The following is a 19636-nucleotide window of genomic DNA, read 5'->3' as shown; positions in this document are numbered from 1 at the left end:
GCAGCCGTCCGGTGCTCGAGGACCGGGGACCGGGGCGGAACCCCGGCCTACAGCCGCTGGATGATCGTGCCCGTCGCCAGCGCCCCGCCCGCGCACATCGTGATGAGCGCGAACTCCTTGTCCGTGCGCTCCAGCTCATGCAGCGCCGTCACGATCAGCCGCGCCCCCGTCGACCCCACCGGATGGCCGAGCGCTATCGCGCCCCCGTTGACGTTGACCTTCTCCAGGTCCTGGTCGAAGACCTGCGCCCAGGACAGCACGACGGACGCGAACGCCTCGTTGATCTCGATGAGGTCGATGTCCTTCAGCGACATCCCGGCCTTGCCGAGCACCGCGCGGGTCGCGTCGACCGGGCCGTCCAGGTGGTAGTGCGGGTCGGAGCCGACGAGCGCCTGGGCGACGATCCGGGCGCGCGGGCGGAGCTTGAGGGCCCGTGCCATGCGCTTGGAGGCCCACATGACGGCCGCGGCCCCGTCGGAGATCTGCGAGGAGTTGCCCGCGGTGTGCACGGCGGTCGGCATGACCGGCTTCAGCTTGGCCAGGCCCTCCATGGTGGTGTCCCGCATGCCCTGGTCGCGGTCGACCAGCCGCCACATGCCCTGACCGGCCTGCTGCTCCTCCTCGTTGGTGGGCACCTGCACCGCGAACGTCTCGCGCTTGTACCGCTCCTCCGCCCAGGCCCGGGCGGCCCGCTCCTGCGAGATGAGGCCGAGCCGGTCGACGTTCTCCCGGGTCAGCCCGCGCCGCCGGGCAATCCGCTCGGCGGCCTCGAACTGGTTGGGCAGATCGACGTTCCACTCGTCGGGGAACGGTTTGCCCGGCCCGTGCTTGGAACCGCTGCCGAGCGGCACCCGGGACATCGCCTCCACCCCGCAGCCGATGCCGATGTCGATCACTCCGGCGGCCACCATGTTCGCGACCATGTGGTTGGCCTGTTGCGAGGAACCGCACTGACAGTCCACGGTGGTCGCGGCGGTCTCGTACGGAAGTCCCATCGCGAGCCAGGCGTTGCGTGCGGGGTTCATCGACTGCTCGCCGGCGTGCGTGACGGTGCCGCCGACGACCTGTTCGACGGCGTCCGGCTGGATCCCGGTCCTGCCGAGCAGTTCGCGGTACGTCTCACCCAGCAGGTAGGCGGGGTGCAGATTGGCGAGCGCGCCTCCGCGCTTGCCGATGGGCGTGCGTACAGCTTCGACGATGACGGGTTCAGCGGCCATGAATCTCGTCCTCTCCTCGACCGGTCGGCGTCCCGGCGCCTCCGGCAGAACTAGAACGCGTACTAGTTCTGTCTGCAGTCTTATTACCCATGGAGCGCGGCGCGCAAGACTCGTGCACAAGCCTCCATGGGCCCGCACCCAATCCACACGGTCATTCCCCTTGCCACTTGTAGAACTGGTTACTACCTTCGAGCCATATCTGATGGACCGTCAGACATGGAGTGGCCGATGCCCTGCCCAGCGCTTCCCGAAGGCTTCGACTTCACAGACCCGGACGTGTACGAGCAGCGGGTACCGCTCCCCGAACTCGCGCAGCTGCGCCAGACCGCCCCCGTGTGGTGGAACGAACAGCCCTTCAACACCGCGGGGTTCGAGGACGAGGGGTACTGGGTCGTCACCCGGCACGCCGACGTCAAAGAGGTCTCGCTCAACCCCGACGTCTACTCGTCGTTCCTCAACACCGCGGTCATCCGCTTCAACGAGCACATCACCCGCGAGCAGATCGAGATGCAGCGGCTGATCATGCTCAACATGGATCCGCCCGAGCTGACCCGCGTCCGGCAGATCGTCCAGCGGGGCTTCACCCCGCGCGCGATCCGCCAGATGGAACAGACGCTCCGCGACCGCGCCCACCGCATCGTCGCCGAGGCGCGCGGCCGCCGGACGGGCAACTTCGTCACCGAGGTCGCGTCCGAACTCCCGCTGCAGGCCATCGCCGAGCTGATCGGCATCCCGCAGGACGACCGGATCAAGATCTTCGACTGGTCGAACAAGATGATCGCCTACGACGACCCCGAGCTGGCCATCACCGAGGAGGTGGGCGCCGAGTCGGCCATGGAGCTGATCTCGTACGCCATGAACCTCGCCGCCGCCCGCAAGGAGTGCCCGGTCAAGGACATCGTCAGCCAGCTGGTCGCCGCCGAGGACGAAGGCAACCTCAGCACGGACGAGTTCGGCTTCTTCGTCCTCGTGCTGTCCGTCGCCGGGAACGAGACGACGCGCAACGCCATCACCCACGGCATGCACGCCTTCCTCACCCACCCCGAGCAGTGGGAGCTCTACAAGGCGACGCGGCCGAGCACCGCCGCCGAGGAGATCGTCCGCTGGGCGACCCCCGTCACGTCCTTCCAGCGCACCGCCACCCGGGACACCGTGCTGGGCGGTCAGGAGATCAAGAAGGGTCAGCGCGTCGGCATGTTCTACGCCTCCGCCAACCACGACCCCGAGGTCTTCGACCACCCCGAGCGCTTCGACATCACCCGCGACCCCAATCTGCACCTGGGGTTCGGCGGCGGCGGCCCGCACTACTGCATGGGCAAGAACCTGGCGATCATGGAGATCGACCTCATGTTCAACGCCATCGCCGACGCGATGCCCGACATCAAGCTGGTCGGCGACCCCCGCCGGCTGCGCTCCGCCTGGATCAACGGCGTCAAGGAGATGCAGGTCAGCTACGAGGGCTGAGCCGGCCGGCGCATACGGCAGGATGAGGCCATGAGCATCGTGAAGATCAATGCCCTGACCGTCTCGGCGGAGATGCGCGAGACGCTGGAGAAGCGGTTCGCGGCGCGTGCCGGCTCCGTCGAGAACTCCGACGGCTTCGAGTGGTTCGAACTGCTGCGCCCGGTCGAAGGCACCGACCAGTACCTCGTGTACACGCGCTGGCGCAGCGAGGAGGACTTCAAGAACTGGATGTCCACCTCGATGCGCGGCCCGGGCGCGCACGGCGGCGGCGCGGGCGGCAGCGCGGGCGCGGGCGGCGGTGAGGGCGGCGGCGAGCGGCCCAAGCCGGCCGCTTCGGACTCCGCCCTGTGGTCGTTCGAGGTCGTCCAGCAGACGGCCCCCAAGAGTTAGGGCCTGCCCCGGCCCAGGGAACTGCGCGGCAGGACGCTCCCCCCGGCCTTCCCGGCCGGGGGGAGCGTTCTTCGTTCTGCCGGCCGGCATCAGTCCTCCGGCCGCACCGACCGCGAGGGGTCGTCGAGCCAGGCGGTCTCGCCCTCCCGCGTCACGGTGAGCCCGAACCGCGAGTGCTCAGGACGGCCCTGTTCCTCCCACCACCGGAAGGCCGCTTCCGTCTCGTCCCACAGCCGGCGCGGACCCGACTGCCAGACGCGCGCCTCGTTCTCCGCGTCCCGGAACATGACGCACGCCCAGGATCTGTCGGTCAGCCCGTAGAACCAGACGGGCCGCGCGCCTTCACGCTTGTCGGCCACGGCCTGCGAGCAGTCGGGCACGCGAAGGCCGAGGGCGAACGGGGCGGCGGTGTACGGACCGGTGACGAACTCGGCTTCAGTGATCGTCGTACGGGACGTGTCGGCGTCATTCATCGAGCCCGTGGCGAGATAGTCGTCGTGGTCGGGGCGGGACGACCGCTGAGCCCGGAGCTTCATGAATTCCACGGGGCGCGTGAAGTTCCCCATCGCCTTGCCGTCCTTCACCACCAGCCGGACCACGGCATCCGCGTTGGAGAAGTGCGTCCCCCATGGGGCGACGATGAGTCCGCCCGGGCGGGTCTGCTCGATCCAGGCACCAGGAATCTCCCGGAGCCCGACGGTGGCCAGAACGCGGTCGTACGGGCCCTGCTCCGCGCATCCGGCGAACCCGTCGCCCCTGACGACCACCGGGTACAGCCCAGCCGCGCACAGCCGCTCACGGGCACGGGCGGACACGTCGCGGTCCACCTCGATCGTGGTGACGTTCTCACCGCCAAGACGGTGCGTCAGCGCACCGGCCGTCTCGCCCGTACCGGTGCCCACGTCGAGCGCGTTCATGCCCGCGTCCACGTCCAGGGCCTGAAGCATCGCGTACACGACGGAGGGCATGGACGAGGAGCTGGTGGACACGTCCCCAGGTGCGGAGCCCGCGTGCTTCCCGTCATCCCACTGGGTAACGATGGGGATGTCGCTGTCCGCCGTGGCGTACCAGGTGTCGGGGTCGGCCGTTCGATCCACCGGGACGCTTGTCCCTGCGTCCATGTCGAACGGCCACATCAGGTCCGGCAGGAACGCGGCCCGGTCCACGGCCGCGAAGGTCGGAGCCCAGTCCGACGTCATCGAGTGCGTTTCAAGGAGGACGCGCCCCAGCTCCTTGCGGCCGGGGCGCTCCACCTGCGCAGGGTTCAGCGTCACCTGCGGCGGTTCCCGTCGCCGGGCGGGGTTCCCCCGTCGGGGCTGGGCGGGTCCTTCGGCGGGGTCCAGGGGGTGCCGGGATGCTTGTCCTTGTCGTCGCTCCCACCCCAGGTGGGGGCGGTGGCCCACAGACTCGTCATGCGTCGCTCCTTCGTTCGCTCTCACCACGGCGCAACTGCTGGGATTTTGCGGCCAGTTAGCCGATTCGGCTCCGGCCTACCGGTCTCGCGCCGTGAGTACGAAGTTACGGGGCGTGATGAGCGCCGACCAGGCGCACGCCGATGCACTTGCGACGACGGTTCGTCAGAAGTGCATCGCGGCCGTGCAGTTAGGCGAATACGCCCAGGTGGGATCCGACTTCACGCATCTCTGTCGTGAGGGTGCGGCGCTTCTTGGTGATCTCTTCGAAGGTGACGGCGGCCGATGCCTGGTGGCGGAACCACTCGGGTGCGATCTCGTCCAGCCGCGCGAGTTGCTCCATGGCGCCCGTCGCGTCACCTGTGCGGACCTGGGCGCGTGCCAGGTCGAGGTGGTACCGGTTGCCGTCGTTGGTGCTGGGGCCGCCAAGCCGCTTCCAGCTCTTCTCCTGCAGGTTCTCCTCGTCGCCGGACTTCCGGACCACCGCCCGGGCGTCCCCGGCCACCATGAGGTCTTCCAGTTCCTTCATGGACGCCGTCACGGGTCCGAACATCGACCAATGGCGCAGAAGGTTCTTGTGCGTCACCCCGACCGCCTTGGCCGCGGTGCCTGCGGCACGGCGAAGCGCCTTGGCCTCGTTGGGGCGGTTGTTCCTCGCCGCCGCTGCGGCTGCCTCCATCGCCAGACCGCCCCACGTCGCGTATGCGTCCGACGTGGCGCCCTTGATCTTCGGCTCGACCAGATCCATGGTCGCTACGGCTACATCCTCGGCCTCGTCGAAGCGTTCGGTCCGCATCAGCATCCAGCACATCCCGCCAACCCCCGAAGCGGCGACGAGTTGGTCCCCGGCGGCCTTGGCGTCGGCGATGGCCTCACGCACAGCCCCGTGAGCAAGGTCGTATTGGCGAATCTGCGTCAGGTACCGGCCGGCAAGCTGAAGGGCTTGCGAGCGGGCCACCAGGGCGTGCGCTCGCTCCTCGCCGGAGTCGTAGTACGCCACGGCATCATTGGCTCCGCGGATGAGTGCCGGGAGATCCGCGGCAATACTCCGGTAGCTGTCTCCGAAGTAAAGGACGGCGTTGTCGCGGGTCATCCGCTGAAGGCGGCGAAGGTCCGGCTCCGCTCCGACCGGGGTGACCTCGGAGCGGAGGCCGATGGCCGGTGTGAGGGCGATGCGCAGCTCGCGCAGGTTCAGACTGTTCGGATCGTCGTGCTTGACCGGCTCGGGCGGTCCGGCCTTCATCAGTTCAGAGGTCTTGATCTCCAAGGCGCGAGCGATGGCGTGAAGGGTCTCCATGCGCACCCCGTCGTCGCCTTGCTCGATCCTGCGAACCGGCCCGACCGAGAGACCGGCGCGGTGCGCCAGTTGCTCTTGACTGATCCCTTTCGCGCGCCGGTATCGCCGTAGGTTGTCTGCGAGTTCATCCGACATGCGTCACCACCCTTCACAGCCAGTGTACGCCGGTGGGGCGAAAGGGAAGAGCCCCTCCAGATCGCCCTGGAGGGGCTCTAGCGCCGGGGGCCCATGGCCACCACTCCGCCCGGAGGGCGGCGCGGCGCGGCCCGAACCGGCCGCTTCACGTTCCCGACCGCTGATCAGATACTGAGAAGCTGCTGCGTCAGGTCGCGGTAGCGCGTCAGCGCGACGCGCAGTTCCTCCGTGTCGGCCTTGGCGTCGTCGTTCTGCCAGGTCGACCGAAGGGTGCGACGGCGCTCGGCGAGCTTCTCGGTGAGCTGCTTGGCGGCCTGCTCGAGAACGGCGTCGGCCTCCTCCACGGACTTGCGCGGCTCGTCCACGAACGTGCCCATCGCGTGCTGCAGGCGCTCCTCCAGCCCGTCGCCCGAGCCCGCGGCTCCGCCGTGGCGGGCGGTGTGGGTCTCGGCGGTGTGCTCGGCGGCGCGGGGGACGCTGCCTTCGCCGGTGCGCGCGGCCTCGGTCGTACGCGCCGGGTCGGTGGCGCGGGTGGCGTCCCCCGTTCGCGGGGCGTCACCGGTGCCGCTGCGGGTGGGGTCGGCCACGTGCTTGGCCTCGCTCGCGCGGGTGGCATCGGTGGTGCGGGTGGACTCGTTCGTCCGCGTCGGCTCGTTCGTGCGCGCCGCGTCCGTCGTCCGCGCCGGGTCCGTCGTGCGCGGGGCCTCGGTCGGGCGGGCCGTGGCCGCTGCGTCCTTGCGCGGGTCGTCCGTGCGGCCGCCGTCAATGCGCGGCGGACGGGGCGGCTCGTCGGGGTTCTGGGCTGGGACCCGGCCGGTGTTCCGGTCCGGCGCGGCGCTGCCGCGGGCCTGGTCCTGGCTGATCTGGTCCTGGCGGGTCTGGTCCTGGCCTTCGCTCATCGTCTCTGCGCTCCTGACAGTTCGCTGATGTCTCGTGGACTACGGATCACGGCATGGGCCGGCGGCCTGACGGCCTCACGGCCCTGGTCCTGCGGGGGGTCGGTACCGGCGGTGTTCCGTCAGTTCTGCCGGCGGCCGAGCACGCCGTGGTGCTTCTCCGCGGCACGCGCGTCGGTGCGGTCGGCGCCGTCGTCGAGGCGCTCGGGGTCCGCGTCGCGGTTCGACGGAGCACGGTCCGCGTCTGCCTGGATGAGTTCCTCGAACATCGCGCGGGCCCGGACGAGCGCCTCGCGCATCTCCTCGGTGGAGGTGCCGTCGTCGCCGCGCCCGGCGATCTCATGGGCGTCGCGGTAGCCGTGCAGATGACGGGCGTGGTGCACCGACAGCGCGTCGAAGTGCTCGCCGGACTTCGCGCCCGGGAAGCCGCGGTCGCGGGCCAGGTTCTCGATCAGCGTGTCGGCCTCGCCGAGCGCCTTCGCGGGCGAGTCGATGAAGTGCTCCTGCACGGCGGTCCAGCGGGCCGTGTACTCCTCGCGGGCCTGGGTCGGCAGCGGACGGGTCGTGAGGCCCTCGTGCTTGCGCAGCCGTTCGGACAGTTCCTTCTCGGTGGCCTTGGTGTCACCGTCGTGACGGCGCAGGACCCGGTCGTACTCGGGCCCGAAGCGCCGGTGCAGGCTCCGGCCGCCCAGCCCACCCGGCCGGAGCATCACGGTCGTGAGAGCGGCGGCCAGAACGATGACGACCACGACGATGGCGATAATGACGCCAGTGGACATGGGAATGCCTCCCGTTTCTACGGGTCTGCTACGGGTCGAAGGACAGGGTGTGTTGCGTTGCCGGCTCATCGATCGGCTTGCCCGAAAGCGGGCGCCCAAACGTCGAACGCCCGTCCGGTCAGGGCCGGACGGGCGTACCTGCGGGGTCCGGGGGCCGGCCGCCGGACCGGGGGCGGGACACGCGTGTTACGGGTGCTGCTGGAGGGTCGGGTGGTGCGCTCCCGCGGCGGTCGCGCGAGCGGCGGGAGCGTCAGGCGGTGGCGCCGCCCGTCGCCGGGCGGCCCTTCTCCAGGCGGTCGGTGTCGCCGCCGCACAGTTCGCCGCTGAGTTTCGTCAGCAGCGCCGCGAGCTCCGCGTGCCGCTCCGGGTCCCAGTCGCCGAGCAACTCGCCCAGCACGGTCCGCCGGGCCTCGCCGAGTTGCGCGGCCATCGCCCGGCCGCTGTCGGTGAGGACCAGCGGATTGCCGTCCCGGACGGCCAGTCCGCGGGTCTCGACCTCGACGGCCGCCTCCTCGATGACGTCGGCGGGCACGGTGGTGCGCCGGGCCAGCTCGACCGGGTCGGTCTCGCCGCCCTTGGCCATCCGCAACAGCAGCCAGCTGGAGGCCGGATGGATGTCGAGCCCGGCCAGCTCGGTGATCCGCACATACAGGTCGCGGCGCGCCTCCCGGCTGCCGAGCACCGACAGCCCGCGGGCGATCTCCTCGATCGAGGACCGTTCCACCGGGTTGGTGCCCAGGGTCTCGCTGGCGTCCGGCACCGTCACGGAACCGCGCAGCGGCTGTTCCTTGAGGAACCAGGCCAGTACGAACGCGATCAGGGTGACCGGCACCGCCCACAGGAACACCGTGGTGATCGACTCCGAGTACGCGTGCACCACCGGACCGTGGATCGCGGCCGGCAGTGACTCCACGGCGCGCGGGTCGGAGGAGATCAGCGACGGGTCGAAGCCGGGCGGCAGCGGTGTGTGCGCGACCAGGGCGTCGATCTTGCTGTTGAGCTGGTTGGCGAAGACCGTGCCGAAGATCGAGACGCCGAAGGAGGCGCCGATGGAACGGAAGAACGTCGCGCCGGAGGTGGCGGCGCCCAGGTCCTCGTAGCCGACGGAGTTCTGGACGGCCAGGATCAGCACCTGCATGACGAGACCCAGGCCGAGGCCGAAGATCAGGAAGTAGAGACTCATCACCCAGGTGCTGGTGAACTCGTCGAGCTGGTGCAGCAGCAGCAGACCGATGGCCGTGATCCCGGTGCCGAGGATCGGGAAGATCTTGTAGTGGCCGGTGCGGCTGACGATCTGCCCGGAGCCGGTGGAGGACACCAGCAGACCGATGACCATCGGGATCATGTGCACGCCGGACAGCGTCGGTGAGAAGCCGTGGACGACCTGCAGGAACGTCGGCAGGTACGTCATCGCGCCGAACATCGCGAAGCCGATGACGAAGGAGATCACCGAGACGAGCCAGAAGGTGCGGATCCGGAACAGCCGCAGCGGCAGCACCGGTTCCACCGCCCGGCGCTCGACGACGATGAACACGGCCACCAGGACCAGGCCGAGCACCGCCAGCCCGATGATCTTCGGGGAGCTCCAGGCCCAGGTCGTGCCGCCGAGCGAGGTCACCAGCACCAGGCTGGTCGCCGCCGCGGCGACCAGCGCCATGCCCAGGTAGTCGATGCGGTGCGTGGTGCGGCGTACCGGGATGTGCAGCACGGCCGCGATGACGGCCAGCGCGACGACGCCGATCGGCAGGTTGATGTAGAACACCCAGCGCCAGGAGAGCTCCTCGGTGAACACCCCGCCCAGCAGCGGCCCGAGGACGCTGCTCGCGCCGAACACCGCGCCGAACACGCCCTGGTAGCGGCCCCGCTCGCGGGGCGGCACGATGTCGCCGACGATCGCCATCGACAGCACCATCAGACCGCCGCCGCCCAGGCCCTGGAGGGCGCGGAAGGCGATCAGCTGCGGCATGTTCTGCGCGATGCCGCACAGCGCGGAGCCGATCAGGAAGATCACGATGACGGTCTGGAAGAGCTTCTTCCGGCCGTACATGTCGCCGAGCTTGCCCCACAGCGGGGTGGCCGCCGTCGAGGCGAGCAGATATGCGGTGACGACCCAGGACAGGTGCTCGATCCCGCCCAGGTCGCTGACGATGGTCGGCAGGGCGGTGGACACGATCGTCTGGTCCAGCGCGGCCAGCAGCATGCCGAGGGCGAGCGCGCTGATGGCCAGGCGCACCGATCGCCGGTCCTGGATCTCGCCGGGGGCGGTCGGCGGTCCGGTCGGGGCCGTGGTCTCCTGCGCCATGCCGTGCTCCTCGCGTCGCGCCGCTTGATCGCGAATCAATATTCACACTATTCGCTCCGGTTTCGCGCTCTATGGACCCCCGGTAGTGCTGGACGGACCTGGGCACGGCATGCCCGCGGCGGCATAATCACTGCGTCTTGAGGTATCCGAGGACCGTTTGCGGGAGGGGAGCCCAGTGGCGCCGGAGGGGGAAGAGGGGCCGGAGCAGGGTGTGGCCACGGCCGCGGCCCGGTCGGCCGAACGGCAGATCGCGCTCGCGGCGACGGAGGGCTTCCACCCGCTGCGCGTTCGGCCATACGTGGCGGAGCCGGGCACCGGGCCCGCCGAGTCGACGGTCAAGCCGCTGATCGGGACGGCCGCGTACCGCCCGGCCGCCACCGACGTGAGCATGTTCCCGGCCACCGGCGCGGGCGTGTTCCCGGCCACCGACGTGGGCATGTTCCCGGCCACCTACGACGGCCTCGAATACCCGGCGGACGACGCTCCCGCCCACCCGGCCGGCGACGGTCCCGGAGATCCTGCGGACCTGTCCGCGGCGGGCCCCCACGAGTCCGGGCTGCTGCTGGACCGCACCGGCCACTCCGACTCCGACTGGAACGACGTCGAGGGTCCGGGTCAGCACCGCGGCGGCCGGCGCCGCCGGCCCCGCCGCCGCAGACGGGGCCTCGTCGTCGCGGCCGCCACGGTGGCCGCCACGGCGATGGCCGCCGGCGCGGTCGCCGTCGCCAACCAGCTGCTGAGCACGCCCGACCGGCCGGAGCGGGCGCTGCCGGACAACAGCAGCAGCGTCCCCGACGTCGTCCTGCCGACCAGTGACGCGATGGCCGCCGTGGCACCGACCGCCGCCCACGGCAAGGCCCCCACGGCCTCGCCGACGGCGACCCACCGTGCCCCGTCCACCCCGGTGACGACTCCCCCGGCCACCGTCGCCCCGGTGTCCGCGACCCCGTCCCCGCCCCCTGCAACGGTGGGCGACCCGGTGGTGCCAGGGCCCGACGCGACCCCGAGCGGCACTCCCGCTCCCACGAACCACCCGACGCTCGCGACCCCGGCGCTGCGGATGGGCGACACCGGCACCCAGGTCAGGGACCTCCAGCAGCGGCTGCGCCGCGCCTACGTGTACATGGGCAGCGTGGACGGCGTCTTCGACACGGAGGTCAGGGACGCCGTGGCGACGTTCCAGTTCTGGATGGGGATCACCAGCGACCCCGAGGGTGTCTACGGCCCGGCGACCCGGACCGCGCTGGAGCGGCAGACCTCCTGGTAGCCGCGTCTGCGAGGATCGTCCCGTGGCGATGGAGGAATTCGGGGCCGGTCAGTTCCAGCTCGTCCTGCTGCGGCGGATGGCGGACCACCGGCCCGAGCTGGTCGAGGAGGCGCTCCGTACGCTCGGCGCGTCCCGCGCGGAGCTGCGGGAGGCGAACCGCCGCTGGCAGGCGCGGCTGCACGGGCGGCACTCCCCGGGTGGTGAACGCCGCTACCGTGCCGTGCTCGGCCCGCCCGAGAGCACGATCGTCCGCCGTATCGGGGATCTGAGCTGCGAGGCCCTGCTGTGGCCCGTACCGCTCTGGCCGGAGCTGCGCTTCGAGGTGCTGTGCGCGCCCGGCGGCGGCGCGGTGTGGAACGAGTGGCTCATCCGCGCCCCGGGCGCCCCGTCACCGGTCCTGGAGAGTCCCGACGACCTCGTCCCGTGGTCCTGCACCGTCGACGAGGTCGCCCGCGCCTTCCGGCCCGCGACACCCCTGGAAGGCAGCGCCCCCACCCGCTGGCGGCTCGCCTTCGGCGACTCCTCGGCCGGCACCCGCCGCATCGCCCACTTCACCTGGGGTCTGCTGCAGTACGTCGAGGAGGCGTAGCCCCTTCCCGGCCTCCGTTCCCGGCCTCCGTTCCCGGCCTCCGTTCCCGGCCCCCGTTCCCGGCCCCCGTTCCTGGCCCCCCGGTGACCCGGACCGGGGGGCCACTGGCGCAACCGGGTCCCTGTTTTGTATCGTAGAGAAACAAAGTGGCTCCGCCCGTTTCCCCTGACCGGCGGGCGGGGCCACCGAGTACTTCCAAGGAGTCCGTATGCCGTCCACCCCGTCCACCCCGTCCGTCCTGACCGCCCGAGCGCTGCTCCTCGACATGGACGGCACCCTGGTGAACTCCGACGCCGTGGTCGAGCGCTGCTGGCGCCGCTGGGCGGAGGCGCAGGGGCTGGACGCGCGGGCGGTGCTGAAGGTCGTGCACGGACGGCAGGGCCACGCCACCATGGCGGTGCTGCTGCCGGACCGCCCGATGGCGGAGAACTTCGCCGACAACCGGCGGATGCTCGCCGAGGAGACCGCGGACCTCGACGGCGTCGTGCCCGTCCCGGGCGCCCCCGCCTTCCTGGCGTCGCTCGCCGGCCGGCCGCACGCCCTGGTGACGTCCGCCGACGAGGCGCTGGCTCGCGCGAGGATGGGCGCCGCCGCGCTGCCGATGCCGGAGGTCATGGTGACCGCGGAGCGGGTGAGCGCGAGCAAGCCGGACCCGGAGGGCTTCCTGAAGGGCGCCGCCGAGCTGGGCTTCGCCCCCGAGGACTGCATCGTGTTCGAGGACGCCGAGGTCGGCATCGCCGCGGCGAAGGCCGCCGGGATGCGCGTCATCGGCGTGGGCCCGCGCGCCGCCGTCCACGCGCCCACCGCGCACGTCGACTCGCTGGAGCAGGTGCGGGTGGAGGCCACCGCGGACGGCGGCCTCCTGGTCCACATCGGCTGAGCGCCGCACTTTCCGGCCGTAAGGCCTTAGCCCTTAGCCCTTAGCCCGCGATCGCCTCGTAGAGGCTGAAGACGGCGAGCAGCACCATCACCGCGGCGGCGACCTTCGTGATCAGCGCCAGCGGCACCCGCTTCATCAGCAGCCGCCCGCCGAAGATCCCCAGCCCGGCGACCGCCCACAGCGCGAGGACCGCGCCGAGGCCGAGGGCCACCGGATCGTCGTAGCGGGCGGCGAGGTTGGCGGTCATGATCTGCGTCAGGTCGCCGAACTCCGCGACCAGGATGAGCATGAAGCCGGTGCCCGCGACCTTCCAGAAGCTCTGGTCGGCGGGTTCGCGGACGCCCTCCTCGTCATCGTCCTTCTTGAACAGCAGCATGGCCGCGCCCGCGAGGAAGAGCAGCCCGACGACGCCCTGCACCCAGCGGTGCGGGAGCAGGGTCAGTACGCTGCCCGCCGCGATGGCGAGGGCGACATGGACGACGAAGGCGGCGGCGACACCGCAGAAGACGTACGAGGCGCGGTAGCGGGTGCCGAGCATGAGACCGGCGAGCGCGGTCTTGTCGGGCAGTTCTGCCAGGAAGACGACGCCGAAGACGATGGCGGCGACGGTGAAGCTGAACACGGGGCGGGATCCTCATCGGTCGGGCTGCCGCACCGAGAGCGCCGGGAAAAGGGGTCGCTTCGGCTCGACAGCGTCAATGGAAACGCTGCGGCCGAAGGTCTCGCTGGCCCGGTGGGAAACCCACCGTGCCTCCGGGCGCCGGCTCAGGATCTGAGCAGTATGTCGACGGTCCGGCGAAGAGCTACTCCCCTTCTGCGCCACCTATTCTACGCCACGGGTCAGCCGGCCCCTGGCGACCAGCTCCAGAACCGACGAGACCGCGACCGCCTGCACCACCAGCAGCGCGACCAGCACGAAGAGCTGAACGGCGCCCGCCATCACGGGTGATGCCCCGCCGAGCAGCATGCCGACGAACGCACCCGGCAGCGTGACCAGTCCCACAGTCCGCGTCTGGTCGAGCCCCGGCACCAGCGCACCGGACGCGGCGGGCCTGGCGATCTCCAGCCGGGCGTCCCGGTCCTCGAATCCCAGCGCCATCGCGGCCTCGACCTCGCCGTGCCGGCTGTGCAGCTCCTCCAGCGCGCGGCGCCCGCCGAGGACCGTCGCGGTGAGCGCGCCGCCGATGAGGATGCCCGCGACGGGGATCAGCGCGATGCCGTCGAGCGGCACGAGGCCGGTCAGCACGAGGAGCGCGACGACCGGCAGCGCGCTCACCCCGATCGGCACGGCCGCCCACCGCCAGCTGCGGTCGCGGGTGATGCGGCGTCCCGCGGTCCACACCGCGACCGCGTACATGACGGCGACGAAGGCGAGCAGCGCCGGCAGATAGCGAACGACCCAGCCGATGAGCAGCGAGACGACCGCGAGCTGCAGTGCGGCACGCAGCCCCGCGACGGCGATCCCGCGCGCGTAGTTCTCCCGCTCGTCCGCGAGATGGGCGTACGCGGCGACCCCGGTGGCCACCACGAGCAGGACGGCCAGCACGACGCCGAGGGTGCGGTCGACGGGCAGCAGCGAGGTGGTGGCGGCGGACGTCAGGGCCGGGAGAGTGGTGCCGGCGGCCGTACCGGCGGCAGGCGTGGTGGCGGCGGACACGACGGCGAACACGGGGTCACTGTAGGCGGGTGCGGGCCGGACCCAAGGGAACTGATGGTGCGCCACCCCTCGACATGACGTGATCATGTCGCCAATCTGTAACCTGCCGCACCTCGGCAGGCAATCCGGACCCGGCACGCTTACCGGGCCCATCACCCTCACAAGCACCCCCACCCCACAGGGAGTTCGCATGTCCCGGATACGCAATGTCTACGCGCGTCGACGCGTGAGTGTGCTCACCGCGTTCGCCGCCATCGCCGCCGCACTCGGGCTGCTCGTCGCCCCCACCACCGCCCAGGCCGCACCCCCCACGCCGCCGAGCGCCGCGACCGCCCGTACCGAACTGGCCGCACTGACCGTGCAGGCCGAGGGATCGTCCACCGGCTACAGCCGCGACAAGTTCCCGCACTGGATCACCCAGAGCGGCGCCTGCAACACCCGTGAGGTCGTCCTCAAGCGCGACGGCACGGGCGTCGTCCAGGACTCCTCCTGTGCCGCCGTCAGCGGCACCTGGCACTCTCCCTACGACGGCGCCACCTGGACCGCCGCCTCCGACGTCGACATCGACCACATGGTCCCGCTCGCCCAGGCCTGGCGGTCCGGCGCCGCCAGCTGGACCACCGCCCAGCGGCAGGCGTTCGCCAACGACCTGACCCACTCCCAGCTGCTCGCCGTCACCGACAACGTCAACCAGGCCAAGGGCGACAAGGACCCGGCCCAGTGGCTGCCGCCGCTGGCCTCGTACCACTGCACCTACGCCCGTATGTGGGTCTGGGTGAAGTACTCCTACTCCCTGACCGTCGACTCGGCGGAGAAGAGCGCCCTGACCTCCATCCTCAACGGCTGCTGACGGCCTGACGCGGTACTCCCGCCTCCCCTCCCGCGTCCGTACTCTTGGGCGCGGGAGGGGAGGCCGGTCACCTTGGCTGAGCTGCGTTTGGGTCCACTGCTGCGGTACGTGGGCGAGGACAGCGCGACCGTCTGGATCGAGGCGGACCGCCCGTGCGAGGCGGTCGTCGCCTGCGAAGGAGACGGCGGCGGGGCCGCCAGGACCTGGCAGGTCGCCGGGCACCACTACGCGCTGGTGACCGTCACCGGGCTGCGTCCCGGCGCCGGGACGCCGTACGCCGTGCACCTCGACGGCCGGCAGGTGTGGCCGCTGCCCGGCTCCCCGTTCCCGCCCAGCACCATCCACACCGCCGCGGGCGGCAGCGCCCCGCTGCGCGTGACCTTCGGCTCCTGCCGCTGGGCGGCGCCCGCGCACCACACCCGTGATCCGGTCGGCCCGGACGCCCTCGACTCCCTCGCCCAGGAGATCGTGCGGGACGGCGCCGCCCGCCCGGACGTACTGCTCCTGCTCGGTGACCAGGTCTACGCGGACGAGACCTCGGAGGCCACCCGCCGCTGGCTCGCCCGCCGCCGCGACCTCGCCGACCCGCCCTGGGACCAGGTCGCGGACTACGAGGAGTACACCCACCTCTATTACGAGTCCTGGCTCGACCCCGAGGTGCGCTGGCTGCTGTCCACCGTCCCCAGCTGCATGATCTTCGACGACCACGATGTGATCGACGACTGGAACACCTCGGAGGCGTGGCTCGGACAGATCCGCGGCACGCCCTGGTGGCAGGAGCGCATCCTCGGCGGCCTGATGTCGTACTGGGTCCATCAGCACCTGGGCAACCTCTCCCCCGCCGAGCTGGCCGCCGACGAGCTCTTCGCCACGGTGCGCGCCGCCGCCGACGGCACCGAGGCCGTCCGCGCCTTCGCCACCCGCGCCGACGCCGACGCCGCATCGGTGCGCTGGAGCTACCGGCGCGACTTCGGACGGGTCCGGCTGCTGATGGTGGACTCCCGGGCCGCCCGCGTCCTGGAGGAGGACCGGCGCTCGATGCTGGACGACGGCGAATGGCAGTGGGTGCGCGAACAGGCGCTGTCCGACGGCTCGTTCGACCATCTCCTGGTCGGCACCTCGCTGCCCTGGCTGCTGCCGCACGCCGTGCACGCCGCCGAGGAGTGGGACGCGGCGCTCTGCCGGGGCGTGCGCGGCCCGCGGTGGGCGGAGCGCGGCGAGAAGCTGCGGCAGGCGGCCGACCTGGAGCACTGGGCGGCGTTCCGCACCTCCTTCGACGCGCTCGCCGGCCTCTTCGCCGAGGTGGGCAGCGGGCCGCGGGCTCCCGCGACCATCTGCGTCCTGTCCGGCGATGTGCACCACGCGTACATCGCCGAGGCGCACTGGCCGCGCCCGGTGGGCAGCCGCGTCCTCCAGCTCACCTGCTCGCCGATCCACAACAGCGTCCCCGCGGCGATACGGCTGGGGTTCCGCGTCGGCTGGAGCCGGCCGGGCCGCTGGATCGGCCGCGCCCTCACCCGGCACGGCCGGCTCCCCGCGTCCGTCATCCGCTGGACGCGCCTGGGCGGCCCCTGGTTCGGCAACCAGTTGATGACCCTGACCCTGCGCGGCCGGCTGCTCGACCTCCGGGTGGCCGGCCCCAAGGGCTCGTTCGAGCCGTCGACACACCGGCGGAGGTGAGCGGTGCGATCTGTTGTCCGCCGGCTCGCGGCCGGGCGGCGGCGCACACCGCCATCAGCCGGTTCTCCAGCCGCCCCGCACGGGGTGTCCGGGATATTCCCCACACCGTGTCTACAACATCACGTACCCCTCACAGGTACCGGCCACCCCCTCTGGCGTACGCTGTACGGCTGGGAGCGGATGTAGATCCGCCCATACGCCAACAGGCAATATGTCGGACGGGGAGGCACGGTGCTCGAGGGTCTGGGCTCCTTGTTCGACTGGCCATGGATCTATGTACTCGTCGCGCTGTCCGTACTGCTCGACGTGTTCGTGCCGATCCTGCCCAGCGGGGTGCTGGTGATCAGCGCCGCGACCGCGGGCACCACCGGTGCGGGCGGCGACATGCTCGACGTGGTCGCGCTCCTGGTGTGCGCCGCCATCGCCTCCTGCCTCGGTGACATCGCCGCCTACCGGCTGGCCTGGCGCGGCGGCGACTGGTTCGACCGCCGCATGGCACAGTCCCGCCGGCTCTCCACCGCCCAGGAACGACTGGGCGAAGTGCTGACCAGGGGCGGAGGGTCGCTCGTCGTGCTCGCCCGCTTCGCGCCGGCCGGCCGCTCCGTGGTCAGCCTCGGCGCGGGTGTGGCGCACCGCCGGCCCAAGGAGTTCCTGCCCTGGTCGGCCGTGGCCGGTGTGGCCTGGGCGACGTACAGCGTGGGCCTGGGCTATCTCGGCGGCGAGTGGCTGGGCGCGAGCTGGCTCGGCACCTTCATGTCGCTGGTCGCCCTGGTGGGCACCGGCGCGCTGGCCGCCTATGTGTTCCGCCGCGGCCGCCGGACGGCGATGGCCGCGGCCCTGACCACCGTGCCGCTGGCGATCCCGCCGCAGCCCGCCGCCGCCACCGACCGCGGAGCGGTCGTCGAAGCGCTGTAGGCCGGCCCCCCGCACCCCTGCGTGGACGAAGTAACGGTAAGGAAAAATCTCCACGGCGCGCGGCCGGCCGGGGTCGGCCCGGGAGCACGGACGCAGGCATCAGTTCGATGCTCGGCGGGAAATAACGCGGCGGACCTGCTACACCGCCGAAGCCGTCAAAAGAGTGCGGCAACGACTTCCTTCTGGATGCATTCCGATCATTCCCGTACGCGTACGGTCAGAATCAGAACTCCGCCTCGGCCAGGACCAGTTGACCTCCGCAAAGGCCCCCCGCACCATAACTTGTCATATGCGGACACTGTCCCCATCGATCGTATGTTCCTATTCCCCGGCTCTGGCGTTTTTACGATTCATTCTCACTCGATCCAGCGATAGCCAGCGTGGAGGGTGACGAAAAAGAATGAGCCCGCATACCCCACCCCCTAATGCGAAGGACATACGCATGTCGGTTGATGCGGGCCAGGACGCCGCTCTCAGCACCCCGGGCGCCCCGGACAACAACTCGGCGCACACCAGCCTTGATACGGCTGCTGCCCGGAATCTGGCGACCACCACCAAGTCCGCACCTCAGATGGCGGGAATCTCCTCCCGCTGGCTGCTGCGCATGCTGCCCTGGGTACAGGTCACGGCCGGCACCTACCGGGTCAACCGCCGGCTGACCTACTCCGTGGGCGACGGCAAGGTGACCTTCGTCAAAACCGGGTCACAAGTGCGGGTCGTCCCCGCCGAACTCGGCGAACTCGCCCTGCTGCGCTCCTTCGAGGACACCGCGGTCCTCACCGCGCTCGCCGACCGCTTCACCCAGCGCGAGTTCGCCCCCGGCGAGCTCCTGGCCGAAGCAGGCCAGCCCGTCGACACCCTCTACCTCCTCGCCCACGGCAAGGTCGAAAAGCTCAGCGAGGGCGAATTCGGCGAGCAGAATCGTCTCGGCGTCCTCGCCGACGGCGCCCACTTCGGCGAACAGGGCCTGCTCGACCCGGAAACACCCTGGGACTTCACCGCCAAGGCCGCCACTACCACCACCGTGCTGGCCCTGTCCCGGCAGGACTTCCAGACCCTCGCCGACCAGTCCCCCGCCCTGCGCGCCCACATCGAGGCCTACCGCGCCATCCCCCGCCAACGGGTCAACAAGCGCGGCGAAGCCGCCATCGAACTCGCCTCCGGCCACAAGGGCGAAGCTGACCTGCCGTCCACGTTCGTCGACTACGAGGTCGCCCCCCGCGAATACGAACTGAGCGTCGCCCAGACCGTCCTGCGCGTCCACAGCCGCGTCGCGGACCTCTACAACGAACCGATGAACCAGATCGAGCAACAGCTCAAACTCACCATCGAAGCCCTGCGCGAACGCCAGGAACACGAACTCATCAACAACCGCGAATTCGGACTGCTGCACGCCGCCGACTACGACCAGCGCATCCAGCCGCACGCCGGCCCCCCGCTCCCCGACGACCTCGACGAACTCATCAGCCGCCGCCGCGGCACCCGCTTCCTGCTCGCCCACCCCCGCACCATCGCCGCCATCGGCCGCGAATGGACCCGCAAGGGGCTGTACCCCAGTTCCGTCGAGGTCAGCGGCAGCACCGTCCCCGCGTGGCGCGGTGTGCCGATTCTGAGCTGCAACAAGATCCCGATCAGTGAGGCCCGCACCAGCTCGATCATCGCGGTGCGTACCGGCGAGGACAACCAGGGCGTCATCGGCCTGCGCCAGACCGGCATCCCCGACGAGTACGAGCCCGGACTGAACGTGCGGTTCATGGGGCTGAGCGAGAAGGCCATCATCAGCTACCTCGTGAGCGCCTACTACTCCGCCGCGGTGCTGGTCCCGGACGCCCTCGGTGTCCTGGAGAACGTCAACATCGCCAACTGGCGCGACTAGAACGGCAAGCGGAAGGGCGGTGGCCGGGGA

18 protein-coding genes are annotated in these 19636 nt (G+C 70.9%); 9 read left to right on the top strand and 9 right to left on the bottom strand.

Translation table 11 applies throughout. The annotated features are described in order from the left end of the window. Positions 1-47 precede the first annotated feature (47 nt). Positions 48-1217 carry a steroid 3-ketoacyl-CoA thiolase gene (locus LNW73_RS22905; protein ID WP_250991177.1) on the bottom strand — a complete coding sequence of 390 codons (1170 nt, stop codon included), beginning with the start codon at positions 1215-1217 and terminating at the stop codon, positions 48-50. 228 nt (positions 1218-1445) lie between these two features. Here LNW73_RS22905 and LNW73_RS22900 point away from each other — a divergent pair, with 228 nt between their 5' ends. Together LNW73_RS22900 and LNW73_RS22895 are read left to right on the top strand one after the other, a co-directional pair. Beyond that, positions 1446-2681, top strand: a complete 1236-nt coding sequence (locus LNW73_RS22900; RefSeq protein ID WP_250975722.1) for a cytochrome P450 — start codon at positions 1446-1448, stop codon at positions 2679-2681. A gap of 30 nt (positions 2682-2711) precedes the next feature. Beyond that, the gene (locus LNW73_RS22895) at positions 2712-3071 is read left to right on the top strand and encodes an antibiotic biosynthesis monooxygenase family protein (protein WP_250975723.1); all 360 of its coding nucleotides are present in this window, start codon (positions 2712-2714) and stop codon (positions 3069-3071) included. 89 nt (positions 3072-3160) lie between these two features. Here the strand turns inward: LNW73_RS22895 and LNW73_RS22890 are convergent, their stop codons facing one another. The 6 genes from LNW73_RS22890 to LNW73_RS22865 form a co-directional block, all read right to left on the bottom strand. Further along, on the bottom strand, positions 3161-4345 hold the full coding sequence (locus tag LNW73_RS22890) for a methyltransferase domain-containing protein (protein WP_250991176.1): 1185 nt from the start codon (positions 4343-4345) through the stop codon (positions 3161-3163). Beyond that, on the bottom strand, positions 4342-4485 hold the full coding sequence (locus LNW73_RS22885) for a hypothetical protein (RefSeq protein ID WP_250975725.1): 144 nt from the start codon (positions 4483-4485) through the stop codon (positions 4342-4344). The genes LNW73_RS22890 and LNW73_RS22885 overlap by 4 nt, the downstream gene beginning before the upstream one ends. Before the next feature lie 188 nt (positions 4486-4673). Beyond that, a complete protein-coding gene (locus LNW73_RS22880; RefSeq protein ID WP_250991175.1) occupies positions 4674-5915 on the bottom strand; it encodes a helix-turn-helix domain-containing protein in 1242 nt (413 codons plus the stop codon). A gap of 164 nt (positions 5916-6079) precedes the next feature. Beyond that, positions 6080-6814, bottom strand: coding sequence for a hypothetical protein (locus LNW73_RS22875; RefSeq protein ID WP_250991174.1), 735 nt, complete (start codon positions 6812-6814; stop codon positions 6080-6082). Between the two features lie 119 nt (positions 6815-6933). Next, positions 6934-7590: a hypothetical protein gene (locus LNW73_RS22870; protein ID WP_250991173.1), complete on the bottom strand. Its 657-nt coding sequence runs from the start codon at positions 7588-7590 to the stop codon at positions 6934-6936. Positions 7591-7840: 250 nt separating this feature from the next. Continuing rightward, positions 7841-9892: an MFS transporter gene (locus tag LNW73_RS22865; protein WP_250991172.1), complete on the bottom strand. Its 2052-nt coding sequence runs from the start codon at positions 9890-9892 to the stop codon at positions 7841-7843. A 211-nt stretch (positions 9893-10103) separates the two neighbouring features. Between LNW73_RS22865 and LNW73_RS36430 the strand changes: the two genes are divergently transcribed. From LNW73_RS36430 to LNW73_RS22850, 3 genes are all read left to right on the top strand, one after another. After that, positions 10104-11159 (top strand): peptidoglycan-binding domain-containing protein, encoded by a 1056-nt coding sequence (locus LNW73_RS36430; protein ID WP_250991171.1) that lies wholly within the window; start codon positions 10104-10106, stop codon positions 11157-11159. 28 nt (positions 11160-11187) lie between these two features. Continuing rightward, positions 11188-11748: a hypothetical protein gene (locus LNW73_RS22855; protein WP_250993007.1), complete on the top strand. Its 561-nt coding sequence runs from the start codon at positions 11188-11190 to the stop codon at positions 11746-11748. Between the two features lie 208 nt (positions 11749-11956). Then, complete coding sequence (locus LNW73_RS22850; protein WP_250991170.1) at positions 11957-12628, top strand: HAD-IA family hydrolase; 672 nt, start codon at positions 11957-11959, stop codon at positions 12626-12628. 40 nt (positions 12629-12668) lie between these two features. Here the strand turns inward: LNW73_RS22850 and LNW73_RS22845 are convergent, their stop codons facing one another. Beyond that, on the bottom strand, positions 12669-13250 hold the full coding sequence (locus tag LNW73_RS22845) for a TMEM165/GDT1 family protein (RefSeq protein WP_250991169.1): 582 nt from the start codon (positions 13248-13250) through the stop codon (positions 12669-12671). 201 nt (positions 13251-13451) lie between these two features. Next, complete coding sequence (locus LNW73_RS22840) at positions 13452-14228, bottom strand: ABC transporter permease (RefSeq protein ID WP_374118275.1); 777 nt, start codon at positions 14226-14228, stop codon at positions 13452-13454. 256 nt (positions 14229-14484) lie between these two features. Here LNW73_RS22840 and LNW73_RS22835 point away from each other — a divergent pair, with 256 nt between their 5' ends. The 4 genes from LNW73_RS22835 (at position 14485) to LNW73_RS22820 (ending at position 19606) form a co-directional block, all read left to right on the top strand. Then, a complete protein-coding gene (locus LNW73_RS22835) occupies positions 14485-15135 on the top strand; it encodes an HNH endonuclease family protein (RefSeq protein WP_250980149.1) in 651 nt (216 codons plus the stop codon). Between the two features lie 72 nt (positions 15136-15207). Next, entirely contained in the window at positions 15208-16815 is a 1608-nt protein-coding gene (locus LNW73_RS22830) for an alkaline phosphatase D family protein (protein WP_250991168.1), read from the top strand. A 231-nt stretch (positions 16816-17046) separates the two neighbouring features. Next, complete coding sequence (locus tag LNW73_RS22825; protein ID WP_164296685.1) at positions 17047-17730, top strand: DedA family protein; 684 nt, start codon at positions 17047-17049, stop codon at positions 17728-17730. Positions 17731-18172: 442 nt separating this feature from the next. Beyond that, complete coding sequence (locus LNW73_RS22820) at positions 18173-19606, top strand: family 2B encapsulin nanocompartment shell protein (RefSeq protein ID WP_250991167.1); 1434 nt, start codon at positions 18173-18175, stop codon at positions 19604-19606. Positions 19607-19636 lie beyond the last annotated feature (30 nt).

This window comes from Streptomyces sp. RKAG337 (assembly GCF_023701715.1).
Classification (GTDB): domain Bacteria; phylum Actinomycetota; class Actinomycetes; order Streptomycetales; family Streptomycetaceae; genus Actinacidiphila.
The sequence above is the reverse complement of the archived record's forward strand: the minus strand, read 5'-3'. Positions and strand labels throughout refer to the sequence as shown.

What these genes read in the sequence shown, in the direction of transcription:
- LNW73_RS22870 (WP_250991173.1), bottom strand. Translation starts at nt 7,590, where the DNA reads ATGTCCACTGGCGTCATTATCGCCATCGTCGTGGTCGTCATCGTTCTG.
- LNW73_RS22900 (WP_250975722.1), top strand. Translation starts at nt 1,446, where the DNA reads ATGCCCTGCCCAGCGCTTCCCGAAGGCTTCGACTTCACAGACCCGGAC.
- LNW73_RS22905 (WP_250991177.1), bottom strand. Translation starts at nt 1,217, where the DNA reads ATGGCCGCTGAACCCGTCATCGTCGAAGCTGTACGCACGCCCATCGGC.
- LNW73_RS22855 (WP_250993007.1), top strand. Translation starts at nt 11,188, where the DNA reads ATGGAGGAATTCGGGGCCGGTCAGTTCCAGCTCGTCCTGCTGCGGCGG.
- LNW73_RS22820 (WP_250991167.1), top strand. Translation starts at nt 18,173, where the DNA reads ATGTCGGTTGATGCGGGCCAGGACGCCGCTCTCAGCACCCCGGGCGCC.
- LNW73_RS22850 (WP_250991170.1), top strand. Translation starts at nt 11,957, where the DNA reads ATGCCGTCCACCCCGTCCACCCCGTCCGTCCTGACCGCCCGAGCGCTG.
- LNW73_RS22880 (WP_250991175.1), bottom strand. Translation starts at nt 5,915, where the DNA reads ATGTCGGATGAACTCGCAGACAACCTACGGCGATACCGGCGCGCGAAA.
- LNW73_RS22875 (WP_250991174.1), bottom strand. Translation starts at nt 6,814, where the DNA reads ATGAGCGAAGGCCAGGACCAGACCCGCCAGGACCAGATCAGCCAGGAC.
- LNW73_RS22885 (WP_250975725.1), bottom strand. Translation starts at nt 4,485, where the DNA reads ATGACGAGTCTGTGGGCCACCGCCCCCACCTGGGGTGGGAGCGACGAC.
- LNW73_RS22895 (WP_250975723.1), top strand. Translation starts at nt 2,712, where the DNA reads ATGAGCATCGTGAAGATCAATGCCCTGACCGTCTCGGCGGAGATGCGC.
- LNW73_RS22865 (WP_250991172.1), bottom strand. Translation starts at nt 9,892, where the DNA reads ATGGCGCAGGAGACCACGGCCCCGACCGGACCGCCGACCGCCCCCGGC.